This is a genomic window from Pseudoalteromonas ostreae (assembly GCF_018069805.1).
Taxonomy (GTDB): domain Bacteria; phylum Pseudomonadota; class Gammaproteobacteria; order Enterobacterales; family Alteromonadaceae; genus Pseudoalteromonas; species Pseudoalteromonas ostreae.
This window is the reverse complement of record NZ_JAGPYN010000003.1, coordinates 249,062-262,565: the sequence shown is the minus strand read 5'-3', so window position 1 is coordinate 262,565 and position 13,504 is coordinate 249,062. Positions and strand designations below refer to the sequence as shown.

14 protein-coding genes are annotated in these 13,504 nt (G+C 40.5%); 8 read left to right on the top strand and 6 right to left on the bottom strand.

Translation table 11 applies throughout. The annotated features are described in order from the left end of the window. The first annotated feature begins 1 nt into the window (after position 1). The 4 genes from J7338_RS03815 to J7338_RS20745 all read left to right on the top strand — a co-directional run bounded on the left by J7338_RS03815 (position 2) and on the right by J7338_RS20745 (position 2,070). Positions 2–208, top strand: a complete 207-nt coding sequence (locus J7338_RS03815; protein ID WP_210795760.1) for a hypothetical protein — start codon at positions 2–4, stop codon at positions 206–208. A 77-nt stretch (positions 209–285) separates the two neighbouring features. Then, positions 286–915 (top strand): DUF6795 domain-containing protein, encoded by a 630-nt coding sequence (locus tag J7338_RS03810; RefSeq protein ID WP_210795758.1) that lies wholly within the window; start codon positions 286–288, stop codon positions 913–915. 1 nt (position 916) lies between these two features. Then, complete coding sequence (locus J7338_RS03805; RefSeq protein WP_228732914.1) at positions 917–1,852, top strand: lipase family protein; 936 nt, start codon at positions 917–919, stop codon at positions 1,850–1,852. Between the two features lie 38 nt (positions 1,853–1,890). Further along, complete coding sequence (locus J7338_RS20745) at positions 1,891–2,070, top strand: hypothetical protein (protein ID WP_228732913.1); 180 nt, start codon at positions 1,891–1,893, stop codon at positions 2,068–2,070. Between the two features lie 62 nt (positions 2,071–2,132). On the opposite strand, the gene aroC is transcribed toward J7338_RS20745, so the two are convergent. Further along, on the bottom strand, positions 2,133–3,230 hold the full coding sequence (gene aroC / locus J7338_RS03800; protein WP_210795756.1) for a chorismate synthase: 1,098 nt from the start codon (positions 3,228–3,230) through the stop codon (positions 2,133–2,135). Between the two features lie 68 nt (positions 3,231–3,298). Continuing rightward, entirely contained in the window at positions 3,299–4,234 is a 936-nt protein-coding gene (gene prmB, locus J7338_RS03795) for a 50S ribosomal protein L3 N(5)-glutamine methyltransferase (RefSeq protein WP_210795754.1), read from the bottom strand. Between the two features lie 147 nt (positions 4,235–4,381). Between prmB and smrB the strand changes: the two genes are divergently transcribed. Both smrB and J7338_RS03785 read left to right on the top strand, forming a co-directional pair. Further along, positions 4,382–4,939 (top strand): endonuclease SmrB, encoded by a 558-nt coding sequence (gene smrB / locus J7338_RS03790; protein ID WP_145240381.1) that lies wholly within the window; start codon positions 4,382–4,384, stop codon positions 4,937–4,939. 51 nt (positions 4,940–4,990) lie between these two features. Further along, positions 4,991–5,914 (top strand): AEC family transporter, encoded by a 924-nt coding sequence (locus J7338_RS03785; RefSeq protein ID WP_210795752.1) that lies wholly within the window; start codon positions 4,991–4,993, stop codon positions 5,912–5,914. Between the two features lie 3 nt (positions 5,915–5,917). Here the strand turns inward: J7338_RS03785 and J7338_RS03780 are convergent, their stop codons facing one another. From J7338_RS03780 to sixA, 4 genes are all read right to left on the bottom strand, one after another. Then, on the bottom strand, positions 5,918–6,655 hold the full coding sequence (locus tag J7338_RS03780; protein WP_210795749.1) for an SDR family oxidoreductase: 738 nt from the start codon (positions 6,653–6,655) through the stop codon (positions 5,918–5,920). Beyond that, on the bottom strand, positions 6,652–7,131 hold the full coding sequence (locus tag J7338_RS03775; protein WP_210795747.1) for an ASCH domain-containing protein: 480 nt from the start codon (positions 7,129–7,131) through the stop codon (positions 6,652–6,654). The genes J7338_RS03780 and J7338_RS03775 overlap by 4 nt, the downstream gene beginning before the upstream one ends. Next, positions 7,112–7,462 carry a RidA family protein gene (locus J7338_RS03770; RefSeq protein WP_210795744.1) on the bottom strand — a complete coding sequence of 117 codons (351 nt, stop codon included), beginning with the start codon at positions 7,460–7,462 and terminating at the stop codon, positions 7,112–7,114. The genes J7338_RS03775 and J7338_RS03770 overlap by 20 nt, the downstream gene beginning before the upstream one ends. Positions 7,463–7,694: 232 nt before the next feature. Beyond that, complete coding sequence (gene sixA, locus J7338_RS03765) at positions 7,695–8,171, bottom strand: phosphohistidine phosphatase SixA (RefSeq protein WP_210795741.1); 477 nt, start codon at positions 8,169–8,171, stop codon at positions 7,695–7,697. 180 nt (positions 8,172–8,351) lie between these two features. Between sixA and J7338_RS03760 the strand changes: the two genes are divergently transcribed. Continuing rightward, entirely contained in the window at positions 8,352–11,072 is a 2,721-nt protein-coding gene (locus J7338_RS03760; RefSeq protein WP_210795738.1) for an insulinase family protein, read from the top strand. A gap of 157 nt (positions 11,073–11,229) precedes the next feature. Beyond that, positions 11,230–13,362 (top strand): putative bifunctional diguanylate cyclase/phosphodiesterase, encoded by a 2,133-nt coding sequence (locus J7338_RS03755; RefSeq protein WP_210795810.1) that lies wholly within the window; start codon positions 11,230–11,232, stop codon positions 13,360–13,362. Positions 13,363–13,504 lie beyond the last annotated feature (142 nt).

Here is a 13,504-nt window from a genome sequence, read left to right as displayed (position 1 = left end):
CATGGAAAAAGTCCAAGCAGTATTACCGCCAAGCATTGCAGCGAGTGCCGCAGCAAGGGTTTATGATATTAGAAGCTCAACAAGTTTTAGCGGTGTTTTCCACCCAACATTTAGAGACAACTTTAAAATCACCAACAACCAAATTAAAGGTGTTAGTGGTGGCTTAATCAATCAACTCCTAAACCGCTATTTATTCCAAATCCTTTGATAGGCTAAAAAGGATAGTTAAACTTTACATTTTTTTATTTTTAATTAAAATGCTTAAAAAATATGCAAGGATTGCCTATGAGTAAATCTAGCTATAGTCCTCGATTGATTATTTTATCCATTCTTGCTTGTGTGATTATTTTCCCAGCCATTAGTCAAGGAGCAGATATGTTTAGCTGGTTCAGAAAGAAAAAAGAAGTATTTTTAAGCCCAGAAGTCAATGGGGTTGTTACAGAAAATGGCACACCAATTGCCAACTTAGAAATCATTCGCTCATTAATCTATATAGATGAAAAAGTCCGCAGAGATATAGCAACTACAGATGAAGATGGGCGCTTTCATTTTCCAAAAAAAACAATTTTTTCCTCAATTCCGAATAAACTTATCGTTGAAAACCGTATTTCCCAAGAAATTTTTATTGAAAAAGGCAGCACTTTAATTCCATTATGGGTTGCAAACCAATCAGGAATTAAAGAAATTCCCGAGTATAGTAAAAAATTAGCATTCCTAGAGTGTGAATTAACTAATAAACGCGTTGCTTTTGAATTTAAAAAAAATAATAACAAACATTTAAATTATGTAGCATCGAGTATTTGTCGTTGGGAAACCGACTATATGCCATTTTTGTTATATGACGGAGATAGACAGTTTATAATTAATAATGGTGATTTTAATAACTTAACTGAACGTAACATCAAGGAAGATTAACATGGAAAAAGTCCAAGCAGTATTACCGCCTAGCATTGCAGCGAGTGCCGCAGCAAGGGTTTACGATATTAGAAGCTCAACAAGTTTTAGCGGTGAGTTCAACCCAACATTTATAAAGAACTTTAAAATCACCAACAACCAAATAAGAGGCGTTAGTGGTGGCTTAATCAATCAACTCCTAAACCGTACCACAGGTTTTGCTTTAACAGCGCAAGGAATCTCCCCGCAATTTGAAGGCCACCATATTATTGGTATACGTGGCACCGTATTTACCTCCTGCGCCGATTGGCTAACAAACCTAAACGTAGCCATTACCCATGGCCCTAAAAACTTAGAGGTGCACTCTGGTTTTGAGAAAGCCTTTACCAGCATGAAGCCGATGTTTGAGGCTTATATAAAAAGTCATAAACCTACGTGTTTGCACCTTGTTGGCCATAGCTTAGGTGGTGCTATAGCACAGCTCACTGCAATTTGGGCTAGTGCTAAAGGTATTCCAACTAATTTATATACGTTTGGTGCGCCGAGGGTTGTATTAAACCAGTTTGTTCATTCTGCAGCGCATAATATTGGCCAATACCGTGTAACGCACGGTGCAGATCCTGTACCTTGTGTACCAGCTTGGCCGTTTAGTCATACCTCAAGCGAATACCAAACGGCGATGAATGAAGGGTCTTTTTTTAATATTGGTGCACACTCAATGGAAGAAGACACACCCGGTTATGTTAATACTGTGGCTGCATACAAAGATTATGGAAGCATGGAAAGCTCGCTAAAAACCCCGCACTATAATCATACGGTTTTAAAATATGCTCTGCGCTATAACGTGACGTTCTCACTTAGATGGCAGCGAATTATTACTGATGGCTTAATTACCTTTTTAAAGAAAACAGGCCAATATGCCTTTATTTCTGCACAAGCAGGTCTTAGCGTTGGTTAACTTTTTATGATATTTTAGCGCGCTGCTTATATGAATCTGTGGTTAAATTTGTCGAGCTCACTGAAGAGTTAAAGGGTTTAATTGGCCATATGCTTGCTTTTGTTGGCAAAGCGTCATACGAGGTAGTAGAGCTCACAACGCAGTTTATTCGCTGGGTATTAGGTTTAATGATTAAAAAGCTCTATATGGTTGCTAAACAGGCTATTGACCGTATTTAACTATAGCAAGTTATAATAACGCGGCGTCAACTATCAGCCGCGTTTATTTTAATTAAAGGCGCTTAAATTGAGCCTTTAATTGGCCCATGTTCGTGGTTTACATGCGGGTTTTGACCGCGTTGGCGCAATAAATGGTCCATTAAAGTAATCGCCATCATAGCCTCAGCAATGGGAATAGCGCGAATGCCCACACAGGGATCGTGACGACCCTTAGTGATCATTTCCACCGCTTCGTTTTCAGTATTAATACTATTACCAGGAATAGTTATACTTGATGTTGGTTTTAGCGCGATTGAGGCGATAATATCTTGCCCTGTTGAAATACCTGCCAATACACCACCGGCATGATTTGAGGTAAAACCATCAGGTGTTAGCTCATCACGATGCTGCGAGCCTTTTTGCTCTACCACATCAAAACCATCACCAATTTCAACACCTTTTACTGCGTTAATGCTCATCAGTGAATGTGCAAGTTCAGCGTCAAGGCGGTCAAATACCGGCTCACCTAACCCAACAGGTACATTCTTAGCCACTACTTTTACTTTTGCACCCACTGAGTCACCTTGTTTTTTAAGGTCACGCATGTATTCATCGAGTGCGTCGAGTTTGCTAGCATCAGGAAAAAAGAATAGGTTGTTTTCAACTTCATTCCAGTCGTAATTTTCAGCCTTAATTGGCCCAAGTTGGCTTAAACAGGCACGGACTTCAATATCATGAAACTGTTTTAGGTATTTTTTAGCAATGCTGCCTGCCGCTACGCGTATTGCGGTTTCACGCGCAGATGAACGACCCCCACCGCGATAATCACGCAAGCCGTATTTATGCCAATAGGTATAATCGCCGTGCCCAGGGCGAAATACATCTTTAATTTTACCGTAATCTTTTGAACGTTGATCGGTATTTTCAATTAATAAACCAATGCTGGTACCTGTGGTTTTACCTTCAAAGACGCCCGATAAAATTTTAATTTGATCCTCTTCACGGCGCTGCGTTGTATAGCGGCTTTGCCCTGGTTTACGACGGTCTAAATCTATTTGTAAGTCGGCCTCTGTGATTTCAAGACCTGCGGGCGTACCATCCACAACACCGCCTAAGGCGACGCCGTGGCTTTCGCCAAAGGTGGACACTTTAAATAATTGCCCTATGCTATTACCTGCCATTAACTTTCCTCATTCCTAATGACTACTAAGTACCGAGCCTAAGGCTCGGCTTTAATTTTTTATGCTGCTCAGTCAGCGAAATATTCAACTAGCTGCTTTTTGCTGATCACAAATACGCCAAACCCACCTTGCTCAAACTCAACCCATTCAAAAGGCGCATTTGGATAAAGGGCATCCATGTGCACCATAGAATTACCAACTTCGACAAATAACAAACCGTTATCAGTTAGATGATCGCTCGCTTCACTTAAAATTGTACGGGTTACATCTAAGCCATCGTGGCCTGATGCTAAGCCAAGCTCTGGCTCATGGTGGAACTCACGCGGTAAATCAGCCATATCTTCGGCGTCTACATACGGTGGATTTGCCACGATCAGGTCATATTTCTGCCCTGGTACACCGCTGAATACGTCGGATTGAATAGGTAATACACGGTCACTTAACTGATAATCAGTGATATTGATATCAGCAACTTCGAGTGCTTCATAAGAAATATCAACGGCATCAACCTGCGCTTCTGCAAAAGTTTGTGCTAATGCAATCGCGATACAAGCAGAACCGGTACATAAATCTAAAATACGATTTACCGATTCAGGCTCAGCTAGCCAAGGTGAAAAGCGATTATGTATTAACTCTGCAAAAGGTGAACGTGGGATCAGTACGCGCTCATCAACATAAAATGGCATATTAGCAAACCATGCAATATTAGTCAGATAAGGTACTGGCGTGAAATCATTTATACGTTCTGCAATTAATCCTGCAAGGCGGTTTTTTTCGGTGCTAGTTAACCGGGCATGCATTAATTCTTTTGGTGCATCAATGGGTAAGCTTAACGCAGGCAGTAACAAGTTGACTGCTTCATCCCATGCGTTATCAGTTCCATGACCAAAGAAAATACCACTGCTGGCAAATTGACTCGTGGTCCACCGTAGCCAATCGTGTAACGTTGACAGTTCTGCTACAGCTTCATCTAAGGTTGCTTCTTCTATTAATAATTCGCTCATATTCGTTATCTACCTGCTGCTTTAGAAAATATCAATTCAATCGAGGCGCAATTAAGGCCCCATGATTGCCCTATTGTAACGCTTTTTTACACAGTTTTTACTCTGTTTTCACTCGATTTCTAGCGTTTTTTTGTTTAGACTGCCGCTATGAAAAAAGATCCTCTCTCAAACGCAGATATTAGCCCTGACGACATCGATATGTTTCGTCAAAGTATTAATGGTGCCCGTGTATTTAAACAAGACACGCACCGCTTTGCTAACAAACCTAAAATCTCACAAGCTAAGCTGTTTGCCCAGCAAAAAAAGCAACATCAGGCAGAATTTTTCTTTTCTGATGAATATGTGCCAGATATTGATACCAACGGAACGGTTAATTATGTGCAAGACGGTCAAGATCGTTTTTTAGCAAAGCAGTTACGCCGAGGTGACTTTGTACCTGATTTAACCCTTGATTTACATGGTTTAAATAAGGAGTTGGCAAAAGATGAACTCGCAGGACTGATCCATGAGTGTAAAAAGAAGCATTACTACTGTGCGTGTGTAGTACATGGTATTGGTGGACATATACTCAGACACAAAGTGCCGCAATATTTAGTACAGCATCCAGATGTCATAGCAATACACCAAGCGCCACTTGAATACGGTGGTAAAGGTGCAGTGTTAATATTAATTAACTTACCGCAAAGTGATGAGTTCCGGCGTTAATTACTGCAATTTGAACTTTGCTATTTTTAAATAGTTTAAGGCAATAAAGCTGTGCATATATTTTCGATTATTTTTCCGCTGATCTTTGTTGTGTTGTGTGGCTTCATTTGCAGCCGCAGTGCCTTTTTATCAGAGTCACATGTTGCTGGGCTGAGTAAGTTTACCTTTTACATTAGTGTTCCTGCATTTTTATTTCTAAATATGTCGAACGCTAATTTGCAAAGTAGTGTGAGTTTAAATGGGTTTTTAAGCTTTTATATTCCGGTCTTACTTACCTTTGTATTCGCTCTTACGATAGACCGTTTTTGTTTATCTAAAAAAAGTAGCTACGAACGCCATAGCGTATTTGCTTTAGGTAGTAGTTATTCAAATACGGTTTTAGTAGGTTTACCTATTATTATTGCTGCTCTGGGCGAGCAAATGATAGGTATTGTATTTATGATAATCACCTTTCATAGTACTTTACTGTTTACCTTAACTTTTTTTATTAGCGCTAAGGGTAGTAGAAAAGCGTTTTCGTGGCCTGAATTTGCCAAAAATATGCTACTAAATCCTGTTGTATTAAGTATCAGCAGTGGAATAATTTTTAACCTAAGTGGCATTACACTAATTGCCAGTCTTAATTCTGGCCTGACCTTACTTGGGCAACCTGCACTGCCTTGTGCCTTATTTGTGTTGGGCGCAAATTTAGCATTTTATAAAGTTTCAGAAAATTGGCAAGCAGCTTTGATAGCTTCCCTCGTTAAGTTATTTTTATTGCCGAGTCTGGTACTGATAATGGGCAAGTTAGTATTTGAGCTCGATTCTGAACTTTTAAAAATATTAGTGTTATTAAGCGCTTCTCCTTTAGGGGTAAATGCATACTTAATAGCTTGTCAAATAAAACAACACCAAGCGACGCTGGCCAGCACGGTGGTTATATCAACTGTTTTAAGTGTTATAAGTTTTACTTTTTGGCTGTCGGTATTGCTTTAACCTTTACAAACCACCAGCTACATCAACAAAGCTACCTGTGGTAAATGATGCCTGCTCAGAGGCTAAAAAGTAAATTGCAGCGGCAACTTCCTCAGGTTGGCCACCTCGGCCCAATGGCAACTTATCTTTAAGACGATCTACCCGATTAGCTTCACCACCATCGCGGTGCATTTCAGTGTAGATTAATCCTGGGCGCACTGAGTTAACGCGAATATTACGCTTAGCGACTTCTTTAGCTAAGCCAATTGTTAAGGTGTCCATCGCCCCTTTTGAAGCAGCATAATCTATATATTCATTCGGCGAGCCTGTTTTAGCCGCCCCAGATGAAATATTTACGATACTGCCGCCATTAGTCATGCGCTTAATCGCTTCACGACTGCATAAAAAAGCGCTTGGTACATTGGTGGCTAGCACTTCATTTATACGCGTGGCATCCATCTCAAGTAATGGCATTTGCGGTTTTAAAATACCTGCATTATTTATCAGCACATCTAATTTGCCACATAACTCGTCCACTTTTGCAAACAAAGCCAACACTTGCTGCTCATCTGCAACATCTGCTTTTAGTAAATATGCATTCACACCAAGTGCTTTTATATCTTGCGCAACCTGCTGAGCGCTGACTTGATCCGCTTTATAATTAATGCACACATCATAACCGTGTTTGGCAAATAACTTCGCCGTTGCGGCACCTATGCCTCGCCCGCCCCCCGTAATAAGGACTACAGGATTAGAACTCATTCAGACCCCTTAAAAATTAACTTAAACTGCTCACACACCAAAGGCATCTCAGGATGACATTGATAACCACTGCCTTCGAGCTCTCGCTGATAATAATCCCAATGCACGCGCTGCCAATATTCAAGGCTTTTGTCGCCCTCACCTTCTAACGCGGCATATTCTTCTGTGATTTGATTGAATGCGGTAATGGTCACGGCAATGTTTTCAATGATACCTAAAGGCTTTCCATGCCAATCGCTAAAAATAGCTAAGTCACCCACTTGTGGAAGGATTTCGTTATTGGCTTTAAACCAATAAAGCGAAGATGTGGTCGCTTGCTTTATGCCATTTAAAACCAGCATAGCGCACTCATTAGCATCCTGCTCGTTATCACAAAAATACCAAGCAGGTAGGTCAACCAGTGCGCGCCCTGATTGCTGATTAAAGCGAGCAATCAGATCTGTAATACGCTGTCTATTACTTAACGGCTGCGACAACTGAAATCTCAACTAATAAGGCATCACGTGCCATTTTAGCTTCAACGCAAGCGCGAGCTGGTGCATACCCCTCAGGCACCCAGGCATCCCATACTGCATTCATATCAGCAAAATATTCCATACTTTTTACGTAAATAGTGGCACTGAGCATATGCTCTTTAGAACTACCCGCTTCGTTAAGTAATAGCTCGACTTTATCAAGCATGGTCTGTGTTTGTTCGGTGATGTTTTTTTCTGCGTCAGCACATACTTGGCCACATAAGTACACCGTACCATTGTGCTTAACGATACGACTCATACGGGTTGCGGTTTGAATACGTTCAATTGTCATAAAATTATCTTTGCTAAATTAGTGTGTCGCTAATTTAGCAAATTTGGTTCTGAACACAAGGTTACATCCCCAAGTCACCTCAAGATGCGAGTTTCAGTTGGGCATTTCATAGGCACTTCCTCTCGTCGTTGTTACTTCTTAAAAGGGACTGCCATTGTTGCAAAGTAACGCCTTGATATTAAGCCCCTGTGAAACGCTGAATTCTGTATCTTGAGGTCGTTTGGGTATGAGGCTAAATTTCGACATTGTTGGGAGCGTGAATACTTAAATATTGGCTTTTTTGATTGCTTTCATCATAGCTTATCACTGCAACAGCCCCAGTATTAAAAATTGGCATATTACCGATACTTAGTTGATCCACTAAGTAACTCACAATAGGCATATGTGCCACCACCAACCAGGTATCACATTGTGGATACATCGCTATCAAGGTTTCTAAATAATCCCCTGCAATTTGTGGATTACCCTCTGGGACTATATCCGTGCAGGTTTCTTCAAATAAAAATGCATTATGCTTTTTCACCCCATCAGCTGTTTGCTGAGCACGAATGTAAGGACTCACCAATAGAGCACTTGGTGCATGGGTTGCTTGCAACCATAAACCCATTTTTTCGGCCTGTTGTTGGCCAACCGAGGTCAAATTTCTACTTGCATCGTCAGCTTGCATCGGTGTTGCTTCGCCGTGGCGCATTATTAAGATTGTTTTCATAAAAACCAACCGATTAAAGAATATAAAACAGTAGCCAGTTTGCCTGTTTGTCCGCTATATTAAAATAACGTAACATATTTTCGCTTATGACATTCAGGTAAAAATCGCCAAGCAATTTAATCGCAACCCTGAAGTTATCATTGTTGTTAACGAGTAAACTTAACGTTTCAGGAGCATCATTTGAATATCAGCCGCAATGATAACAGAACATACCGTACCCTCACACTGGACAATGGTCTAAAAGTCCTGTTAGTGCAAGATAAAGATTCAACTAAAGCCGCTGCATCGATGGCCGTCAATGCTGGTCACTTTGACGATCCTGTTGATAGACAAGGGCTCGCACACTTTTTAGAGCATATGCTTTTTTTAGGCACAGACCAATTTCCGGAATCCGGTGGGTTTGGTAATTTTGTTTCCCAATCCGGTGGCAACACCAACGCATGGACCGGCACCGAACACACGTGTTATTTCTTCGATATAAACAATCAAGAGTTTGCACAAGCACTGAGCCAATTTAGTCGGTTTTTTATTGCTCCTTCTCTCAACCCTGACGAAACTGAAAAAGAACGTAATGCCATTGATGCAGAGTTTAAATTAAAAATAAAAGACGATGGCCGACGCATCTATCAAGCGCACAAAGAAACCGTTAATCCTGCTCATCCATTTGCTAAATTTTCAGTGGGTAATCAGCAAACCTTAGCGGATCGTAATGGCTGTGTAAGCAAAGAATTGCGAGATTTTTTTAACGCCCATTATCAAGCCCAGTGGATGAGCTTAGTGATCTGCGCTGATGCAGAAATTGACATTATGGTGCAATGGGTAACTACATTATTTAATGATATTAAAGGTCAGCAGCAACCAAAACCCGTGATCGAGGCATCACTTTATCGCGCACAAGATCTTTGTAAAGTGCTGCATATAGAGCCGCATAAGCATATGCAAAAACTCATAGTCAGTTTTGCGATGCCTAATATTGATGATTTTTATCGCCATAAAACCGTTAGTTTTATTGCGCATTTATTAGGGTATGAAGGGCAAGGGTCACTTTACTCTATTTTAAAAGCGCAAGGTTGGATCAATGCCCTGTCTGCTGGAGGTGGCATTAACGGTAGCAACTTTAAAGATTTTAATATCAGCATGGCACTGACCGATGAAGGAATTGAATACTATGAAGACATCGTTGAAATGGTGTTTGAATATATTTGTTTAATTAACCAAAACATCGATAAATTACCTCGCTTATATCAAGATAAAAAAAACCTATTACAAATCGCCTTTGATAATCAAGAAAAAGCCCGCTTAATCGATTGGGTCAGTAATTTAAGCATTAACATGCAGCACTACGATGAAGCCAATTATGTGCAAGGAGACTACCTCATGGATGGTTTTAATCAAGCGGCTCATGAAACTGCAATGCAATGGTTAACGCCGCATAATATGCGCTTAGTATTGATCCACCCTGATGTTGAGCCTGAGCATACTACGCAGTGGTATCACACGCCCTATCGGATCGAAAGTATTTCTAGCTGTTGGCTGGAAGCACTGTGCGAAATTAATACCCCATTACCAGAAATGCTCTTACCTACAGCAAACCCTTATTTAACCAAAGAAGTATCGTTGTATGATATTGAGCAACCACAAAATCACCCTCAACTATTAGTAAAAGAACCTGGCTTTGATTTTTGGTTTAAACAAGACAACACTTTTCGAGTTGCCAAAGGGCACTTTTATTTGGCGATGGATTCTGACTTTGCAGTTAAAGATATCAAACACATGGCACTTACTCGTCTATTTGCCGACTTATTTATGGACAGTGTTGCAGAACAATTTTACCCAGCAGAATTAGCGGGGTTAAGTTATCACTTAACCTCACACCAAGGTGGCTTGACCCTGCATACTGCGGGGCTCTCTTCTAGCCAATTAGAATTGGTTGATGAATTACTCCAAGCGTTATTTAACGTCGATATTTGCGCCAAACGTTTTGCAGAGTATAAAAAACAGTTAGTCCGCCATTGGCGTAACAGCAATCAAAATAAACCCGTTGGTGAATTATTTAGCGTGCTGGGTGCAAAAATAATGCCATGGAATCCAGAACCAGAGCAGCTTGCTGTGGCACTTAAAGATACCAGCTTTCATCAGTTTAATTGTTTTCGCCGCGAATTTTTTAACGCCTTGCATGTAGAGTCTTTTCTGCACGGTAATTGGCGAGAAAGAGATGCCATTGAGTTTCAAAAAAAGATTGCTCACCACTTAGCTAAATCAGCCACGATTGAAGATCTAACCCGTCCGTTATTTGAAATAGACCAAATAACCCGCTCGCAACTGCCTCTAAATTGTAGCGATAATGCGATGGTTATTTATTACCAAGCACAAACCGATGACGTTGTTGAAAAAGTAAAAATGATGGCGCTAAACCATCTTATTAATCAAGATTACTTTAATGAACTTCGTACCAAACAACAGTTAGGCTACTTAGTGGGCGCAGGTTATGCGCCCTTTAATACTCGTGCCGGCATCGCCTTCTACGTACAGTCACCTAACTACAGTGCAACCGCAATTTTTGAGCATCATAATGCGTTTATTGAGCAGTACCTTGATTCATTACAGCAATTAAATGAAGAGCAATGGCAGCAACAAAAACATGGCTTAACCACCCACATTGCAGAAAAAGATAAAAACCTCCGGCTGCGTTCACAACGCTTGTGGCTTGCCATTGGTAATCAAGATCATCACTTTCATATGCAACAAAAGTTGTTAGAAGCATTGGAAGACCTTAGTCTTGCGCAGATAGTTACTTATATTCGCGAGACCTTTGCAGAACATAGACCAAGATATGAGCTACTAAGCATGCCTAAGACAAACAAAACGTCAAAAAAGCTGATTTCTTCTCATTCTCTTTGACACAACACCGTGCTTCAATTAGATTATCAAGTGCAAAATACAGACGTGCCCTATGATAAGAATAAAAATAATAGCCAACACATTCATATTCACCTCATTATTACTCTGCTTTAGCCCATTGGGCTATAGCGAGCAATTTGTCGATCAGCAAACTTTAATGCTTTATTTACCGAGTGTATTTGTTACGTTAGTGCTGCCTTACTTATTATTCACAATCTACAAATTGCGCCGCTCACGACGCCAATTATGTAGTTCTGAACGGCGCTTAAAAAGCACGGTTGAAGGCAGTGGTGACACCCTTTGGGATTGGAATATCAAAACAGGTAAAGTGCTGCGCATTAACGATAAATACATGATGGAGAGAAATACCATCATTGATGTTCCACCTAATAAAGCCCTTATTCACCCTAATGATATAACGCAAGTTGAATTACTATTAAAGCAACACTTTGCTGAGCAAACCGCTTTCTTTGAAGCCAGCTATCGCATTAAAGACAGCTTTGATCGCTGGCATTGGGTACTCGACAGAGGTAAAATCATTGAAAAAGACACCAACTTAAACCCGCTAAGAATGACTGGCACGGTACGCGATATCACGCAATTAAAATCAACCGAGGCACGCCTTAACTTATTCGCTAAATGTGTTGAATCACTCACTGATGCATTAGCCATTTACGATAAAAACTTTAAGCTGGTTGATCTTAATCCCAGCTTTTTATCGCAGTTTGGTGGGAACCGAGATAACTATTTAAACAAGCCATTTACCTTGCCAGGTTACGAGCAAAGTTATATTGATGATATTAAAAATACTGTTCGTCTTACCGATCATTGGCAACAAGAAGTTAAACTGCGAAACAGTGAGCGAAAACTACTACCGATTGAAATTTCAATCGATGAAATTAAGAATGAACATAATCAAATTTGTAACTATGTCATTGTATATTCAGATTTAACCGAGCGTAAAAAAGCCGAATCACAACTACATAACTTATCAAATCGCGATCGCACTACCGGCTTACCTAACCGAAATCTCTTTTTTACCGATCTAAAAAAACTGGCAAAACAAGACAGCCATCATGCATTATTGGTATTCGATTTAGATAACTTTAAAAAAATTAATGACTCATTAGGCCATCAACTAGGAGACAGTTTACTGGCGAAACTAGCAATGCGATTGAGTAAACTCACCCGTGAAAAAGATGTGTTTTACCGTTTAGGTGGCGATGAGTTTGCCTTAGTGATGTCTGGCACCAACGATATTCACACCATTACCAGAATGGCAAAACAGTTTTTAGCCGCCATCGCCACGCCATTTAAAATGGCCGGTCACGAATTAGTGATAACCTCAAGTCTCGGCATTGTATTATTCCCTGAAGATGGCAATACCCCCGAACTACTACTTAAAAATGCCGACACTGCGATGTATCATGCGAAAAAGAAAGGTAATAGCTACTTATTCTTTAATGACACAATGAATCGCCAGGCAGTAAAACGCCTGCAAATTGAAAACTTAATGCGATTTGGTTTAAAAGAAGATCATTTTGAAGTTTACTATCAACCCAAGATGAATATCCGCACCGGTAAATTCACTGGAATGGAAGCCTTAGTGCGTTTTATTACTCCGAAAAAAGGCATTATTAGCCCTGGCGTGTTTATTCCCATCGCCGAAGAAACTGGGCAAATCATCGAAATTGGTGAAGTGGTACTTCATAAAGCATGCCGTGATGTTAAAGCCTGGCTGGATGCTGGCTTATTTAATGGGCGAGTTGCGGTTAACTTGTCTGCTAAACAATTTAGCCTACCAGATCTAACGACTCGTATTGATGTGATTTTACAAAATCATGCTTTGCCATCGTACTTTTTAGAACTTGAAATTACTGAAGGTACGGTAATGGACGACCCACAAGATGCTATTTCGATTATGCGCTCTCTCAGTGCCCGTGGTATTCATTTAGCCATGGATGACTTTGGCACTGGCTACTCATCACTTGCCTATTTAAAGCAGTTTCCACTTAATACCCTAAAAGTTGATAAAGCGTTTATTGATGATATGCAAACAGAGCGAGGCCGTAATATGGTTGACTCAATAGTTACTATTGCACATAACTTAGACTTACATGTGGTAGCTGAAGGGGTTGAGCAAGCAGAGCAAATTGTAATCTTAAAAGAGCTTAATTGCGAAACGATGCAAGGCTACTATTATTCAAAACCTTTATCGCGCGCTGAATTTACAGAATTTTTGAAAAAACAACAAAACCAAACGGCACTTAGTTTAGTGCAACATGCATAAATGACAGCCTAAGGTCGCCATGAGCAGGCTTGTATACCCACGCAGCGCACTAGTGCACGACGATAATGTAAGTTAAACAAGCACCATGCAACAGGGCCTAACAGCCCTGCTAGCAACAACCAGCGCTTTACCGGCATACCTT